The organism is Shinella sp. H4-D48 (genome assembly GCF_022637395.1).
Lineage (GTDB): Bacteria > Pseudomonadota > Alphaproteobacteria > Rhizobiales > Rhizobiaceae > Shinella > Shinella sedimenti.
The window spans coordinates 195,874-213,026 of sequence record NZ_CP093338.1; the positions used below are offsets into that span (position 1 = coordinate 195,874).

Annotated in this window: 8 protein-coding genes; 2 read left to right on the forward strand and 6 right to left on the reverse strand. The window is 64.4% G+C overall.

Going from position 1 to position 17,153, the window contains the following annotated elements:
• Positions 1-57 precede the first annotated feature (57 nt).
• From MNR02_RS17990 to katG, 4 genes are all read right to left on the reverse strand, one after another.
• Positions 58-885, reverse strand: coding sequence for a transporter substrate-binding domain-containing protein (locus MNR02_RS17990; protein WP_241601318.1), 828 nt, complete (start codon positions 883-885; stop codon positions 58-60).
• A 446-nt stretch (positions 886-1,331) separates the two neighbouring features.
• The gene (locus tag MNR02_RS17995) at positions 1,332-1,637 is read right to left on the reverse strand and encodes a hypothetical protein (RefSeq protein ID WP_241949365.1); all 306 of its coding nucleotides are present in this window, start codon (positions 1,635-1,637) and stop codon (positions 1,332-1,334) included.
• On the reverse strand, positions 1,634-3,925 hold the full coding sequence (locus MNR02_RS18000; protein ID WP_241949366.1) for an FdhF/YdeP family oxidoreductase: 2,292 nt from the start codon (positions 3,923-3,925) through the stop codon (positions 1,634-1,636). Before MNR02_RS18000 ends, MNR02_RS17995 begins: the two co-directional genes overlap by 4 nt.
• 188 nt (positions 3,926-4,113) lie before the next feature.
• Positions 4,114-6,297: a catalase/peroxidase HPI gene (katG, locus tag MNR02_RS18005; RefSeq protein WP_241949367.1), complete on the reverse strand. Its 2,184-nt coding sequence runs from the start codon at positions 6,295-6,297 to the stop codon at positions 4,114-4,116.
• A gap of 167 nt (positions 6,298-6,464) precedes the next feature.
• Between katG and MNR02_RS18010 the strand changes: the two genes are divergently transcribed.
• A complete protein-coding gene (locus MNR02_RS18010) occupies positions 6,465-7,391 on the forward strand; it encodes a hydrogen peroxide-inducible genes activator (protein WP_241949368.1) in 927 nt (308 codons plus the stop codon).
• 160 nt (positions 7,392-7,551) lie between these two features.
• Positions 7,552-14,340, forward strand: a complete 6,789-nt coding sequence (locus MNR02_RS18015) for an S-layer family protein (RefSeq protein ID WP_241949369.1) — start codon at positions 7,552-7,554, stop codon at positions 14,338-14,340.
• 70 nt (positions 14,341-14,410) lie between these two features.
• Here the strand turns inward: MNR02_RS18015 and aguB are convergent, their stop codons facing one another.
• The gene (gene aguB / locus MNR02_RS18020) at positions 14,411-15,289 is read right to left on the reverse strand and encodes an N-carbamoylputrescine amidase (protein ID WP_241949370.1); all 879 of its coding nucleotides are present in this window, start codon (positions 15,287-15,289) and stop codon (positions 14,411-14,413) included.
• 129 nt (positions 15,290-15,418) lie between these two features.
• A complete protein-coding gene (locus MNR02_RS18025) occupies positions 15,419-17,143 on the reverse strand; it encodes a biotin carboxylase N-terminal domain-containing protein (protein WP_241949371.1) in 1,725 nt (574 codons plus the stop codon).
• Positions 17,144-17,153 lie beyond the last annotated feature (10 nt).

Here is a 17,153-nt window from a genome sequence, read left to right on the forward strand (position 1 = left end):
GCATGCTTCCCCTGGAATTAAAGGGCGCGGGCGAAGGACGCCCGCGCCGGCCTTGCCTCAGTCGGCGCTGTAGTCCTTGCCGTACCACTTGGTGGTCAGCTGGCCCAGCGTCCCGTCCTTCTTCATCTCCTCGATGATCCCGCCAACCTTTGCGGTCCATTCCGGATCGACCTTCTCCGCAATGACGACGAGCGGTTCGCGGAAAGCATATTCCCCTTCGAGTATTTTGACCGGATAACCGTTCTTGATGGCGTTCATCGCGGTCTGTTCCGGCGCGATGACGGCATCGAGGCGAACGCCGGCGCCCAGACGCAGATCATCGAAGGGCAGCATGGAATCGGCGAAGGTGCGGATCTCGCCCGGTTCGAGCTTGTATTCCACCGGCGGAAGGCCCGGCGCATCGATTTCCAGGCGGCGATTGATGAAGTCTTCAGAGGTCGTCGCAGTCTCGACGCCGATGACCTTTCCGTTGAGATCAGTCACGGACTTGGCGTCGCTGTCCTTGTGCACGACATAGACATAGGGGCTGTAGTAATAGATTCCGACAAAGTCGATGACCTGCGCGCGTGCCTTGGTGGGCGTGACCGAGCCGACGCCAAGGTCATAGCGGCCCTGCCAGCGGCCACCCGTCAATGTCTGCCAGTCTGGCGTATCGAAACTCACCTCGACACCGAGGCGCTTGGCAATTTCGCGCGACACGTCGATGTCGAAGCCGACCATCTCGTTATTGTCGTCAAGGTAGCTCTGGGGCGGCCAGCCGCTGTTGGTGGCGACAACCATCGCCTTCTTTTCCATAACGCGGTCGAGCGTTTCACCGGCTTGTGCCGATACCGCAGCCGCCATGAAAGCAGCGCCAACGGCAAATCGCATGAAGAGCGTTTTCATATGGTCCTCCTATGATGGGTCAGCCTTGATCCCCATTATTATGTAAGATGTCTGACAACGAAATCTGTCAGCGCAAAGCTTCCAGTGTCAAGGGCGAAGCGACGGAGACCTCATGAAACAATAAGATCACGTCATAGGCTATGGTGATGGCGGAAAACGGGGCATTGTTGGGGATTGGCATTAGACCGTAACAGCAGTTCGCTTTCAAAACGTGCTGAAAGGGGTGAAATTTTCCCGGCGCGGGCTGATTGTGGCGTCGCTCGCTCCGCAATACCGTTTTTCGAGCAGGTTTATTTGCGCAACCGTACCCGATTCGCCAGATCAGACCTTCCTTGCCGATGATCAAAACCGTAGTGGGAGTTACTCGCGTTCTCGCGAGCTTCCCCGCGTCACCGGGAGCCAAACCGTGGCGCTTGCTGCCCCGCTTCGTGCGGGGCTCTTTTTTTTCAGGGCCCGGCCGCCGCGAGAAGACACTTAGCTGCTTCGCTGAGCGAAAAATGCGTACGCATCGTGCGACCGTCCTTCTTTTCGATATGTAGCAATCCGCCGCGTTGTGCGAGACCGTTTACCGCGCGCAGCACCAACGCATGCTCAATGTCGAGCAGCCGCGCGAACGTGCGGCTGTCCCTTGCAATATTGGCGTGCGCGGCGACGAGAAGACCGGCCTCGAGCGCCGTCAGGCCACTATCTCTCTCCTGCAACTGCCCGACTGCCGTAAGGAAAGCGTCCGCGGCGGGTGCTGCGGCGCTCACGCGGCGCGCTTGCGGAACGTGACCATGATCGACTTGGAGGTCGGCGTATCGCTCTCCTCGCCGGCGCTGGCAAGTGGCACGAGCACGTTCAGTTCCGGGTAGTATCCGGCAATGCTGCCGCGCGGAATATCATAGGGCACGAAGCGGAAATCGGTGGCGACACGCTCAATACCGTCGTGATGGTCACCGACCACATCCACGCGTTCGCCGGCTGCCGCGCCCATGGCCTTCAGGTCCTCCGGGTGAATGAAGATCACCTGACGCTCACCATAGACGCCGCGATAGCGATCATCGAGGCCATAGACCGTGGTGTTGTACTGGTCGTGCGAGCGGAAGGTCTGCAGGGCATAGCGGCCGCCGCCGCGCTTGGCGCGCTGGTGCACCGTCTCCGACGGCAGCGGGCCGGCGAAAAACGTCGCCTTGCCGGCAGGCGTGCTCCACTCCCGGTGAGCCGCCGTGTTGCGCAGGTGAAAACCGCGCGGTTTGCGCAGACGCGTGTTGTAGTCCTCGAACCCCGGAATGGTCGCCTCGATGTGGTCGCGGATTCGGTCGTAATCGTCTGCGAGAGCCCGCCAATCGATGACGCCATTGCCGACGGTCGCAGCCGCGATGCCGGCGATGATCGCGACTTCCGATAGCAGGTGCGGCGAGGCCGGACGGTTGATGCCCGCCGAGCCATGCACCATGCTCATGGAGTCCTCGACGCTGATCAGTTGCGACTGGCCGGCGGCATTCAGGTCCATTTCCGTGCGGCCAAGGCAGGGCAGGATGTAGGATACCTCACCCGGCATCAGGTGCGAGTGGTTGGGTTTGGTGGCAATGTTCACCGTGAGCTTGAGGCCACTCAACGCCTTCTCGACAAGGGCGCTGTCGGGTGTCGCACGCGCGAAATTGCCGCCGAGGCCGATAAACGCCTGCGCCGATCCATCCAGCATGGCTCCGATGGCCGACAGCACATTGTGCCCTTCCTTTCGCGGCACCGTAAAACCGAAATGCGCCTCCAGCGCATCAAGGAAAGCCTTCGGCGGCTTCTCGTTGATGCCGACGGTACGGTCGCCCTGCACATTGGAATGGCCGCGCACCGGGCAGAGGCCGGCACCAGGCCTGCCGATATTGCCGCGCAGGAACATGAAGTTGGAAATCTCGCGGATCGTCGCGACGGAATGCATGTGCTGCGTGATACCCATCGCCCAGGTGCAGATCACCCGGTCGGCCTTCATGTAGACCTCGGCCGCCCGTTCGATCTCGGCGCGCGTCAGGCCAGACTGATCCTCGATCTCGGCCCATTCCGTGGCATCGACGGCGGCACGGTAGGCGGCAAACTCGGCGCAGTGTTCGGCAAGGAAAGCGTGGTCGAGAACAGACGGACGACCGGTGGCAACCGCCGCATCCTCGGCCGCCAGCACGACCTTCGCCATGCCGCGAACCGCGGCCATGTCGCCGCCGAGCTGCGGCTGGAAATAGTGGCTGGCGATATCCGTCGCGCCGCCCCGCAACATCTCGATTTTGTCCTGCGGATCGGAGAAGCGCTCGAGCCCGCGCTCGCGGATGGGATTGAAGACGACGATGTGCGCGCCACGCATGGCAGCACGACGCAGGTCGCCAAGCATGCGGGGATGGTTGGTGCCGGGGTTCTGGCCGATCACGAAAATCGCGTCCGCGGCCTCAAAGTCCTCCAGCAGGACGGTCCCCTTACCAACGCCGATTGCCTGCTTGAGGGCGACGCCACTCGCCTCATGGCACATGTTCGAGCAATCAGGGAAGTTGTTGGTACCGTAGATGCGCACGAAAAGCTGATAGAGATAGGCCGCCTCGTTGCTGGCGCGGCCGGATGTGTAGAACTCGGCGCGATCCGGGCTGTCGAGCCCCTTGAGAATGCCGCCGATCTCCGCGAAAGCCTCGTCCCAGGCCACCGGCAGGTATCTGTCACTCGCTGCATCGTAGCGCATGGGATGCGTCAGACGCCCGTTTCGCTCCAGCTCGTAGTCACTCAGCTTGCGAAGTTCGGCAACGGTGTTGGCGGCGAAGAAGGCCGGCGTCGCCCGCATTTCTGTCGATTCCCAAGCAACGGCCTTCACGCCATTCTCGCAGAACTCGAACGAGGAGCCGTGGGCTGGGTCGCCCCAGGCACAGCCTGGGCAGTCGAAGCCATCCGGCTGATTTGCCTTCAGCAAGGTGCGTGCGCCGGAGAGCGGTGCACCGCTCTCCAGTAGACGCTTGCCGCAACTCTTCAGCGCTCCCCAGCCACCCGCCGCGGAGGATTTCTTACCGATAAAGGGTGTGTCCATGACCCCGATATTTGTGATCTGTCAGGAATGATCAAGGGGACGGTTCGTATGGCTTGATAGAGAACGTCTATCGAGCACAATGGAGAGCTTCGTGCGCGGCCGGACATGGCCGGCATCGGCCCGTCCGCCTTCCAAACAAAAACGCCGCGGAGGTTACCCGCGGCGTTTTCGATGCGACGATCGCTCGATCAGGCGAGATCGAACCGGTCGGCGTTCATGACCTTGTTCCAGACGGCGACGAAGTCGCGTACGAACTTCTCACGGGCGTCGGACGAGCCATAGACTTCAGCGAGCGCACGCAGCTGGGCGTGCGAACCGAAGATCAGATCGACGCGCGTGCCGGTCCACTTCACCTCGTTCGTCTTGCGGTCGCGGCCTTCATAGACGCCGTTCCGGCCCGCAAGCGGAGCCCAGACCGTGCCCATGTCGAGCAGGTTGACGAAGAAGTCGTTCGTCAGGGTTTCCGGGCGGTGCGTGAAGACGCCGTGCTCGGGCGTGCCTGTCTTCAGTACACGAAGGCCACCGAGCAGCACCGTCAGTTCCGGTGCGGTCAGCTTCAGGAGCTGCGCGCGGTCGATGAGGGCCTCTTCCGCCTTGAGGAACTGTTTGCGGTTCGCGTTCACATAGTTGCGGAAGCCATCGGCACGTGGTTCCAGCGCAGCGAAGGAGGCAGCATCGGTCTGTTCGGCAGACGCATCCATGCGGCCGGGCGTGAACGGAACGGTCACGTCGTGGCCGCCCTCCTTCGCCGCCCTTTCCACACCGGCGCCACCGGCAAGCACGATGAGGTCGGCAAGCGAGATCTTCTTGCCGCCCGTCTGGGCTGCATTGAAGTCCGACTGGATACCTTCGAGAACGCCGAGCACGCGAGCGAGCTGCTCCGGCTGGTTGACTTCCCAATCCTTCTGCGGAGCCAGGCGGATGCGTGCGCCATTGGCGCCGCCGCGCTTGTCGGAACCGCGGAAGGTCGAGGCCGAAGCCCAGGCGGTGGACACCAGTTCCTGAACCGAAAGACCAGAGGCCAAAACCTTCGCCTTGAGATCCGCGATGTCCCTCTCGTCGACCAGCGGATGGTCGACAGCGGGGATGACATCCTGCCAGATCAGGTCTTCAGCCGGCACTTCCGGACCGAGGTAACGGGCCTTGGGGCCCATGTCACGGTGGGTGAGCTTGAACCAGGCGCGCGCAAAGGCATCGGCGAACTGGTCAGGGTTCTCCAGGAAGCGGCGGGAGATCTTCTCGTATTCCGGATCGAAGCGCAGCGCGAGGTCCGAGGTGAGCATGCGCGGCAGGTGCTTCTTGTTCGGATCGAACGCGTCCGGGATCGTGGCACCGGCGCCCTTGGCGACCCACTGATGCGCGCCGGCGGGGCTCTTTTCCAGTTCCCAGTCGTAGCCGAACAGGTTCCAGAAGAAATTGTTGCTCCACTTGGTCGGCGTCGAGGTCCAGGTGACTTCGAGACCGCTGCCGATCGCATCCGTGCCGACACCGGAATTGAAGGTGCTCTTCCAGCCGAGGCCCTGGGCCTCCAGCTCGCCGCCTTCCGGGTCGATGCCAACGAAGGATGCGTCGCCTGCACCGTGGGTCTTGCCGAAGGTGTGGCCGCCGGCAATGAGCGCGACGGTCTCTTCGTCGTTCATGGCCATGCGGGCGAAGGTGTCACGGATATCGCGCGCCGATGCGAGCGGGTCCGGGTTACCGTTCGGACCTTCCGGGTTGACGTAGATGAGGCCCATCTGAACGGCGCCGAGCGGTTCTGCCAGTTCACGCTCGCCGCTGTAGCGCTCGTCGCCGAGCCATGTGCCTTCCGGACCCCAGTAAAGCTCTTCCGGCTCCCAGACGTCGGCACGACCGCCGGCGAAACCAAAGGTCTTGAAGCCCATGGATTCAAGCGCGACGTTGCCGGTCAGGATGAGCAGGTCGGCCCACGAGATCTTGTTGCCGTACTTCTGCTTGATCGGCCAGAGCAGGCGGCGGGCCTTGTCGAGGTTGACGTTATCGGGCCACGAGTTGAGCGGCGCAAAGCGCTGCTGCCCCATGCCTGCGCCACCGCGACCGTCGGTGATGCGGTAGGTGCCGGCAGAGTGCCAGGCCATGCGGATGAAGAGGCCGCCGTAATGGCCGAAGTCCGCCGGCCACCAGTCCTGCGAATCCGTCATCAGCGCGTGCAGGTCCTGCTTCAGGGCGTCCAGATCGAGCTTCTTGAATTCCTCGGCATAGTCGAAGTTTTCGCCCATCGGGTCGGACAGGTTGGAATGCGTATGCAGCACCTGGACATCAAGCTGGTCCGGCCACCAGTCGCGGTTCGAGCGACCCTTCGTGACGGAATGCGCGACGGGACACTTGCCCGCGGTGTCGGTTTTCTGGTCCATTTTGGTCTCCTGTTCGTCATTACCCAGTGGTCGAATGAAAGCACAAAGCGACCTGGGACGCCTTGCCTGACGGCAAATAGACAGCCGCGCCTTCGTTGCCTCCTTCATAGCTGACGGATATGATAAATTTAAGTTGGATTTACTGATTATCCCGATAAGATATCCTTATGGCAAACCTGACCCTGAAACAGTTGCGTTATTTCGAGGCGTTGACCCGACACGGCCGATTTCGCCTTGCCGCCGATGCATGCGCGATTTCGCAGCCCGCCCTCTCCATGCAGATCCGGGAGCTGGAGGATCAGCTCGGCAACGAGCTTTTTGAACGGACAGCCCGCGATGCGAAACTGACGGCCTTCGGAGAAATCTTCGCCCACCGGGTACGAGATATCCTGCGCGCAGTGGACGAACTGGGCGAGCTTGCCCGGGCCGCACGCACCCCGTTTCTCGCGCGTCTACGTATCGGCATCATCCCGACGGTGGCGCCCTATCTGTTACCGGTCGTCATCAATGAGATTAATCGTACTTTCGAGGGCATCCAGATCGATGTGCGAGAAACCCAGACTGCCCGTCTGATACAGGAACTGGCGCAGGGCGAGCTGGACATGGCCATCGTGGCGCTGCCAGTTTCGGAGCCCTCGCTGACGGAGTTCAAATTGTTCGACGAGGACTTCGTGCTCGTCCGGCGGCAGGAGGACGCGGGAAAACCTGTGCCCGAGCGGGATGCACTGCGGGAAATGCGGCTGCTGCTCTTGGAGGAAGGCCATTGCTTTCGCGAGCAAGCACTTTCTTTCTGCCGGATCGGTTCCGCACGTCCGCGTGAAGTCATGGAAGGCAGCTCTCTTTCCACGCTGGTCCAGATGGTGGGGGCAGGCATCGGCATCACCCTGATCCCCGAAATGGCCGTTCCGGTCGAAACACGGTCGGCACAGGTTTCCATTGCCCGCTTCCCCGCTCCTTCGCCATCACGCACCATCGGCATGATCTGGCGCAACGCGACCCCGCTTGCCCGCCAGCTCCGCCAGATTGCTGATGTCATCCACGCCTGCACAGCGCCCATGCGCGAACGAGCAGAAGGCGGCACCGGCCGGCCTTAGGTGATCGGGCAAAAGCGCCGGATTCTCAGGAAAGACAATGGGCCGCACAGGCGGTCTGAAGGCAAAAAGACAGGCTCAGGCAAGCTCATCCGCGTATGGAAAAGCCTGCCTAGTTGTGGAATCGCGCGTTTTTTTCGCTATTATTTTCAGGGTTTTGCTCATGACGTCGGTCGTTTCATCGCTCACCATCAACCAGATCCGGCAGCTGAAGCCGGAGGTGATCCGGGAGTGGACGACGGAAGACGTGGCCTCGCTTTCCACAGGCCAGTTGGGCGCCCTCTCGTCCGCGCAAGTCGCCGCCCTGGAAGCGGAAGACATCGGCGTATTGGGAGCGCGTATCAGCGCGATCTCCCGCGGCGCTATTCTCGGCCTGTCGCTGGAACATATCGGCGTCCTCGAAAAATTTGCTATCGAAAGTCTGACGACCGGTCAGGTCGGCGCGCTGTCGACTGCCCAGCTCGGTGCATTGACGAGCGACCAGGCCGAGGCCCTGACGCCCGGCCAGATCAACATGCTGAGCGCCGCGCAGCTCGCCGCGCTTGGTCCCGAGGAAGTCGCGACCTTCTCCACCGAGGACATGGCGGCAATCAGCTATAAGTCGGTTCAGGGGCTCAGCCCCGCCGCAATCGCCGCGCTCTCCACCGACCAGATCGCATCGCTTGCACCGCTTTCGCTGGCCGGGCTCACATCCGCGCAGGCCGCGGCGCTCACTGCGGAGCAGATCGAGGCGCTTTCCATCGAGCAGGTCGCCCTTCTGAAGCCCGCTCAGATCGCAGCACTCGGCCCGGACGCTATCCAGGCGTTCTCCGCCGAACAGATCGCCGCGCTCAACAACGGCGCGATCGGCGGCCTGACAACCGCACAGATCAAGCTTCTGGACACTGACCAGATAGAGGCCTTCACGACGGCACAGGTTCGGGCGCTCACTGCACAGCAGCTTGCCGCCATCGGTCCGGCCGGCATCGTCACCTTCTCCGCCGCCGACATGACCGCGATCTCGGCCAAGTCGATCAGCGGCTTGAGCCCTGGCATGATCGCCGCGCTGGACGGCGAGCAGATCGCGGCCCTTGACCCGAAAACCATTGCAGGCATGACGGCCGCTCAGGCCGCGGCGCTGACGCCTGAGCAGATTGGCGAATTCACACCCGCACAGGCCCGCGCGCTGACTGCAATCCACCTCGGGGCGTTTTCCGCCGATAGTCTCGCAGCGCTGTCGAGCGAAAGCATTGCCGCTCTGTCGAACCAGGCGATAAAGGGCATCAGCACGACCGCAATCGCGGGGCTCGCCGGTGAGGTCGCAACGCTGGTCGAGTCACTGAGTGCGAGCCAAGTCAGCGCGCTCGACGCAAAACAGATCACCGCCCTCGGCGCAGACGGTCTGCGCTGGTTCACCCCTGCTCAGATAACCGCCATAAGCCCGGCGGGCGTCAAGGGACTGACCGCGGCCGAGATCGCCGAGCTCGATACCGATCAGGTCGCGGCGTTCACGCCGGGCCAGATCAAGCTCTTCGCATCCAGCCAGATCGCCGCGTTCGACAGTCTTTCGATCGCCGCCTTCTCGCTGGAGGATATCGCGGCCATCGCCGGCAGTACCATCGGCGGTCTCAGCACCGATGCTATCGAAGGTCTGACGCCGGCGCAGATAGCAGCCCTCAGCCCGAAGGCCATTGCCGGTCTCACCGCCCAGCAAATCGCAGCATTCTCGCCTGAACAGGCCGCCGCTCTCACGCCCGCCCAAGTGAAGGCGATGACGCCGACCCAGGTCGGCGCGCTTTCGCCCGAAGCCGTCGCCGAGTTTTCCCCTGCCAAGATCGCAGCGATTCCGACCAACGCCATCGGCAGCCTGAGTGCGGAAGCGCTCGAAGCCCTCGACGGCACCCAGATTGCAGCCATGACAGGTGCGCAGATTGCTGCGCTCAAACCCGCCCAGGTCGCTTCGCTCGATGTCGAGGTCCTTTCGCCGGCACAGATCCGTTTCATGACCGCGCAGCAACTCGCTGCGCTGAGTGCCGAAGCGCTGTCGACCTTCTCTGCCGAGGACATGGCCGCGATCACGAACAAGGCGATCAGCGGGATCAGCAGCGCTGCGATCGCCGGCCTGCCAGACGGTCACCTCGCCGCGCTCAGCACGGCAGCCCTCGCCAGCCTGACCACGACACAGATGCGTGGCGTCACAAGCGAACAGCTGCTGGCGCTCTCCACCGGACAGATCGCGGGTCTTAACGCGGGCCAGATCTCCGCCCTTTCGTCCAGCGCGCTGCTGGAACTGTCGCCCGCACAGTTCGGCGCCATCAGCGGGAAGGCGATCGCCGGCCTCTCCACGTCGGCGCTCGCTGCCCTTTCGACGGACCAGATCGCCGCGCTCAGTTCGGGCGTCATCGCCGGATTGTCGACACAACAGATCGCAGCCCTCAGCACCAGCCAGGTCGAGGCGCTCACGCCGACCCAGGTGCGCGCCCTGAATGCCAAGCAGCTCACCGCGCTCGGCTCGGCAGGCATCGCAACCTTCTCAACCGAGGATATCGCGGCGATCAACGCGAAGGCCGTGCCCGGTCTCACCAGCACCGCCTTTGCCGAACTGACATCCAGCCAGCTCGCTGCCCTCACCACCGCTCAGATCGCCGCCCTGCTTCCCGCACAGATCAGCGGCGCCAGCGAAGGCTTCTTTGCCGGGCTCACGCCCGCGCAGGTCGCCGTCCTCGGCACGGGCATCATGGCCAGCCTCAAGCCCGAACAGATCGAGGCCATGACGACCGCGCAGGTCGAGGCGCTGACGCCGGTTCAGGTCCGCGTGCTGAGCTCCGCGCAACTTGCCGCACTCGGCTTCGCGGAACTCGCGACGTTCTCGACCGCCGATATCGCGGCGATCAGTAACAAGGCCATCTCGGGCCTGACACCCGGCGCGCTTGCCGGCCTTACCACGCCGCAGACCGCCGCGCTCAGCCGCGCCGCGCTTTCCGGCCTCACCGCCGAGCAGGTCGAAGCCCTGTCGACGGCCCAGATTGCCGCGCTCACGACCACGCAGATCGGGGGGCTTACCTCCACGCAGATCGCGGCACTCCAGATCGAGGACCTCCAGGCCCTGACCGCAGCGCAGGTCACGGCGATCAGCGGCAGCGCCCTCAAGGGGCTCGGCACGGATCTCCTGGCGGGCCTCTCTTCGGCCCAACTCGCCGCGCTTACAACCAGTGCCGTCGCGAGCCTCACCAGCGTCCAGGTGGAGGCGCTGACATCCCAGCAGATCGGCCTGCTGTCATCCGGCCAGGTCAAGGCGCTGACCGCCGCACAGCTGGGAGCGCTTGGCAACAATGTTTCGGCGCTCACCCCCGCCCAGATTGCCAGCCTGAGCGCCGCCGCCATTGGCGGTCTGGCGACCGACCAGGTTTCCGCCATGCATTCGGGCCAACTGGCCGCGCTGACGGCAGCGCAGATCGGTGCACTGTCCTCGAGCCAGGTGGCGGCGCTGGGAAGCGACAATCTGGCCGCTTTGAGCACGGCGCAGATCGCCGCCATCAGCGCGGGCGGCATTTCCGGTCTGACCTCCGCACAGATCAACGCGCTCGGCACCGGGCAAATGGCCGCGCTTACCGCCAAGCAGATGGCGGGCCTGACCTCCACACAGATCCCGGCTTTGAGTACAGCGAAGATCGCCGCGCTCACGACCGCGCAGATTGCCGGTCTCAATGCCGGCAGCATCTCCGGTTTCACGACCCAGCAGCTCGCCGTGCTGAACCCGGCCCAGGCCGAAGCCCTGACGAGCGCACAGGTCGGCACGCTGAGTTCCGAGCAGATCGCGCAGTTCGGCACCGACAGCATCGCCGCCTTCTCCACAAAGGACATCTCGATGATCACGGCAGGCGCTGTTGCCGGCCTCACCACCGCAACCCTCGCCTCGCTTTCGACCGCGCAGATCGCCGCGCTCAGCCCGGCAGCCGTCGGCGCGCTCAGCACACGCCAGATCGATGCCTTGAGCAGTGGGCAGGTACAGGCGTTGACCCGCACCCAGATCGCCGCAATGAGCTCCGCGCAGATCGCCGCTCTCGGCCCTGACGACATCGCCACCTTCTCCGTACAGGAAATGGGCGCGATCAGCGCAGGCGCGATGGCCGGCCTCTCCACCGAGGCGCTCGGCGCGCTCTCGACGGCGCAGATCGCGGGCCTCAGCACGGCTGGCATCAGCGGCCTGACGACAAGGCAGATATCGGCGCTGAGCCTGGCACAGGCCGAGGCGCTTTCGACCACACAGATCGGCAGCCTGTCGTCAACGCAGCTTGCCGCCTTCACGACGGACAAGATTGCCACCTTCACGACGCGCGAGATCGCCGCGATCGGCGCAACGGCGGTTGGCGGGCTTTCGAGCGACACCATAGCCTCCCTCTCGACGGCCCACATCGCGGCGCTGAGCACGGCGGCGATCAGCGGGCTGCAGCCGCGCCAGATCGCGGCGTTGACGAGCGCGCAGCTGGATGCGCTGCGCCCGGACCAGGTACGGATCCTCGACGCGCGTCAGATTGCCTCCCTCGGGCCGGAGTATATTGCGTCTCTGACGCCCGCGCAGATCGCAGCCCTGGGCACCGCGGCCATCGCTGGCTTGTCAACCGAACAGGTCGCCGCGCTCTCCACGGCCCAGGCCGAGGCGCTGGCGCCGGCGCAGATCGCCGCCTTCACGTCCCGCCAGATCGCGGCGCTGAGTGCCGAACAGCTCGACACTTTCTCGCTGGCCGACATGGCGGCCATCAGTTCCACCGCCATGTCCGGCCTGTCGACGGGCATGCTGGCATCGCTCTCCACAGGCCAGATCGCTGCCCTCGGCCCCGCCGGGCTTTCGGGAATGACCAGCGCGCAGATCGGAGCCCTCAGCCCCGCGCAGCTCGAGGCCCTGACCACGGCGCAGATCGGCGCCCTCGGCTCCCGGCAGATCGCTGCACTGACGCCGCAGAACCTCGCGGGCTTCTCGTCCGCGCAGATTTCCGCGCTGAGCGCCGGTGCCATTCCCGGCCTCACCACGGCACAGATCGCCGGCCTGTCCAGTGCGCAGGCGGAGGCGCTCACCAGCGCGCAGATCGCGGCCCTCGGCTCCGCCCAGATATCGGCCTTCAGCGCTGAAAACATCGGCACCTTCACGACGGGCGAGATCGCCGCAATCGGCTCGTGGGCCGTCGCCGGTCTGCCAACCGCCGTCATCGCAGCCCTCCCGGCAGGCCAAATCGCCGCCCTCAATGCGGCCGGCCTTACCGCCGCGCAGGTTGCTTCGCTCAATGCCAGCCAATTTGAAGCTTTGACCAATCTCCAGCTTGCCGCGCTCGGCTCCACACAGATCGCGGCCTTCGGCACGGCCGGCATCGCCGCGCTCTCGCCGGCCCAGATCGCAGCCCTCAGCACGGCAGCCGTCGCCGCGCTCAGCACCGCGCAGATCGGCGCGCTCTCGACCGGGCAGGCGGAAGCGCTGACGCCGACGCAGGTCGGCGCGCTGACCTCGCAGCAGATTGCGGCCTTCAGCGCGGACGATCTCTCGCTTTTCTCAACGGCTGATATCGCCGCCCTCGGCTCGCGGGCCATTCTCGGCCTGTCGACCGCGATGCTGGCAACGCTTACCACCGCGCAGATCGCCGCCCTCAGCACGGCCGGCATTTCCGGACTGTCGAGCGCGCAGATCAATGCATTGACAGAGGAACAGATCGAGGCCCTGACCGCCACACAGATCGGTGCGCTCTCCTCCAAGCAGGTCGCCGTCCTAGATGCCGCCGACATCGCCTTGTTCACCACGGCGGAAATCGCCGCCATCGGTTCGGCGGCCGTTGCGGGCCTGGCGGCGGCGATCATTGCCGGTTTTTCGCCCGAACAGATTTCAGCCATCAGCCCTGCGGGCATCGGTGGCCTGTCCACAAGCCAGATCGCCGCACTCGGCTCGACCCAAATCACCGGGCTTTCCAGCCAGCAGATTGCAGCCCTCGGTTCCAAACAGATCGCAGCGCTTGGCGCGGCCGACATTGCAGCACTTGCGCCCGGCCAGCTTGCCGCTATCAGCCCCGCAGGCCTTGCCGGACTCACCGGTCCGCAGGCCGCAGGCCTGACCTTCGAGCAAGCCGAAGCCCTTTCCGCCAGCCAGATCGCGGCGCTCGGTTCCGCAGCGCTCGGCGGCCTTTCGAGTGCGGCTCTCGACACGTTGTCGACGGACAAGCTCGCCGCCATCGGATCGGCCGCCATCAAGGGCCTTCCGGCATCCTACCTGGCAACGCTGGAAACCACTGAAATCGCCGCCTTAAGCACAGGCGCCATTTCCGGTCTCAGCAGTGCACAGGTCGCCGCGCTCTCGACGCAACAGGTCGAGGCGTTGTCGGCAGCACAGATCGCAGCCCTCAGCTCGCCGGGCACGGCCGGCCTGACGCCCGCGCATATGGAAACCATCTCCACGGAAGAACTGGCGTCGATGAGTTCGTCGGCGATCCGGGGCCTGACGACGGCCTTCATCGGCGCGCTCTCGACGGAAAGCGTGGCAGCGTTGCGCAAGGAGCAGATCGCCGCCCTCACCTACGGCCAGATGGGCGCCATGAATACCAGCCAGGTCGCCATCCTCTCCACGGAGCAGGCCGGCGCGCTGACCGCCACGCAGGCGGCAGCTCTCGGCCCGGCAGCCCTCGCAGCCTTCCCCGTCGACAACATCATCGCGCTGGGATCCAACGCCATCTCTGCCCTGAGCACGGCGGCGCTTGCCGGCCTGACGTCGGAGCAGGCAAATGCCTTCACGCCCGGCCAGCTCGCCGCCATGAGCCAGTCGCAGATCGACGCGCTGCCACGCGGACCGGGCGCCTCGCCGTCCGCCTTCCGCGCCGCCGGGGAAGACAGCGTTGTGCCGGAGGGCGTGCAGTCCACGGCCGAGAATACGGCAGAAACGAGCGGCCAGCAGGACGATATCGCCGCCTTCATTTCGTCCTATCTGGACGTTTGAGGCCTCCCACAAATGCAAAGGAGCCGGACGAGACGTCCGGCTCTTTACGATCGCCCGTTCATCGTGAACGTTACAAGGCGGCGCGGCCGTCCAGGGTCGCAAGATGCCTGTAAAGCTCCGGCCGCCTGTCGCGGAACACACCCCAGGATCGGCGCTGATGATCTATGGCGTCGAGATCGAATGTGACGGTCAGCACCGTTTCCGTCTTCCGATCGGCCTCGGCGACCTTCGCGCCCGTAGCATCTGCAATGAAGGATGAGCCGTAGAACGTGATCTTCGTGCCGTGGCGTCCGTCTTCCGTACCGATGCGGTTCGATGCAAGGAGCGGCATCAGGTTCGCCCCGGCATGGCCCTGCATCACGCGCTGCCAGTGTCCGCTCGAATCCAGCGTTGCATCATGCGGCTCCGAGCCGATCGCCGTCGGGTAAAGCAGGATCTCCGCGCCCTGCAAGGCCATGGAGCGCGCGGTTTCGGGAAACCACTGATCCCAGCAGATACCGACGCCGATGCGGCCGGCGCGCGTGTCCCACACCTTGAAACCGGTATCGCCCGGCGAGAAATAGAACTTTTCGGTATAGCCGGGGCCGTCGGGAATGTGGCTCTTGCGGTAGTTGCCGAGCACGGTGCCATCGGCATCGATAATGGCCACGCTGTTGAAATGGGATTGTCCGGCGCGCTCAAAATAACTGATTGGCAGGACGACGCCAAGCTCGGCGGCGAGCTTGGCAAAATGCGCGATCAACGTGTTGCCCTCGAAGGGCTGCGCCAGCGCGAAGAAATCGTGGATCTGGTCCTGGCAGAAATAGGGTGTCGCAAAGAGCTCCTGGATGAGCACAAGGTCGGCGCCTTTGTGCTTCGCCTGGCGGACGAGCCGCTCGGCCCGCTCGATATTGGCCTTCTCGTCCCAGATACAGGCCATCTGGGTGGCCGCGACCGTTACATTGCGCATCTGCCGATATCCTTCACTCGACGTCCTTCGGTGCGGACCGCCCGAATGCCCACTTCGCAGCGCTCCGCGCTCGCATTTAGGCAGGCGCGCGCCTCTCCGGTCAATGTGCGATTTACAAGCGGCGTGCCGTCAGGGCTCGTAGATCAGCAGCGCATCGCCGGCATTGACATACTCGCCTTCTTTCACCCGCCTGCGTAAACGACCGGCGCGGACCGCGAAGACCTGCGTTTCCATCTTCATCGCTTCCATCACGGCAACAAGGTCGCCTTGCGCAACCTCCGCACCGTCTTCGACCCGGAAGGCCTGCAGCGTGCCGGAAACGGGTGCGACAACGGCATCTTCGTCCGGTTTTGCGGTGCCAGCAGGCGCCGAGCCTTGTCCCGCCCCTCCCAGACCGGCAAGCAGTATGGCCGGCAAGGCTAGGGCGACGCGCCGGCCGTCGATTTCCAAATGCGTGCGGATCAGTGTTGGGTCGGTGGCAAGCGCCGGCCGCACCTCCGCCTCAGGCATGGCCGCGAAATCCGTTTCGATCCAGCGCGTATGCACCTTGAAGCCGTCAGCGCCGATGAAATCCGCAGTCTCGATGGCTGCGCGGTGGAACTCCAGGACGGTAGCGACGCCCTCGATGCGAAACTCACGCAAAGCACGGCGCGCACGGCGCAAGGCTTCCTCACGGGTCGCACCCGTGACGACCAGTTTGGCCATAAGGGAATCGAAGGCGCCGGGAATGGAAGAGCCGCTGGCCACACCACTGTCGAGCCGCACGCCGGGGCCCGTTGGCGGCTCGAAGACCGTGATCGTGCCCGGTGTCGGCAGGAAGCCTCGCCCCGGATCCTCGGCGTTGATGCGGAACTCGATGGAATGGCCACGCGGCGCGGGTGTTTCAAGCACGGACAAGTGCTTGCCCTCAGCGATGCGAAACTGTTCGACGACCAGATCGATGCCCGTCGTTTCCTCCGTAACCGGGTGCTCCACCTGAAGGCGGGTGTTCACCTCGAGAAACGAAATGGTTCCGTCCGCGCCAAGCAGGAACTCGACCGTCCCGGCGCCGGTATAGCCGGCCGCCGCGCAGATCGCCTTTGCCGCCGCATGGATCGTTTCCCGTTGCTGCGCGGTGAGAAAAGGGGCCGGCGCCTCCTCCACGAGCTTCTGGTTTCGCCGTTGGAGCGAACAGTCACGCGTGCCGAGTACCACCACGTTGCCGTGCCGGTCGGCGATAACCTGCGCCTCGACATGGCGCGGACGGTCGAGGAACCGTTCGAGGAAGCATTCGCCCCGGCCGAAGGCGGCCGTCGCCTCGCGCACGGCCGATTGGTAGAGATCGGCGATCTCGTCCATCTTCCAGGCGACCTTGAGGCCGCGCCCGCCTCCGCCATGCGCCGCCTTGATGGCGACCGGCAAACCATTCCGCTCGGCAAATGCGATGACCTCGGCAGACGATGAAACGGGTCCGTCGCTGCCAGCCACAAGCGGCGCTCCGACACCCGCGGCGATCCGGCGCGCCTCGACCTTGTCGCCAAGCGAGCCGATCACGTCAGGATCGGGGCCGATCCAGGTGAGGCCAGCGTCCAGCACAGCGCGCGCAAACTCGGCTCGCTCGGACAGAAAGCCATACCCGGGATGCACGGCATCCGCCCCGGAACGTTTGGCGATGGCGATCAGCTTTTCAATATCGAGATAGGTTTCGGTCGGCCGCACGCCATCGAGACCATAGGCCTCATCGGCCTGATGGACGAAGAGTGCATCCGCATCCGGGTCGGCATAGACGGCAACCGACTGCAGCCCGTAGTCGCGGCAGGCCCGCACGATCCGGACGGCAATTTCGCCGCGATTGGCGATCAGGACTTTCTTCACGGCATGTCTC

Coding starts and splice junctions, on each gene's coding strand:
- katG (WP_241949367.1), bottom strand. CDS start 6,297: ATGGACCAGAAAACCGACACCGCGGGCAAGTGTCCCGTCGCGCATTCC.
- MNR02_RS17990 (WP_241601318.1), bottom strand. CDS start 885: ATGAAAACGCTCTTCATGCGATTTGCCGTTGGCGCTGCTTTCATGGCG.
- aguB (WP_241949370.1), bottom strand. CDS start 15,289: ATGCGCAATGTAACGGTCGCGGCCACCCAGATGGCCTGTATCTGGGAC.
- MNR02_RS18010 (WP_241949368.1), top strand. CDS start 6,465: ATGGCAAACCTGACCCTGAAACAGTTGCGTTATTTCGAGGCGTTGACC.
- MNR02_RS18015 (WP_241949369.1), top strand. CDS start 7,552: ATGACGTCGGTCGTTTCATCGCTCACCATCAACCAGATCCGGCAGCTG.
- MNR02_RS18000 (WP_241949366.1), bottom strand. CDS start 3,925: ATGGACACACCCTTTATCGGTAAGAAATCCTCCGCGGCGGGTGGCTGG.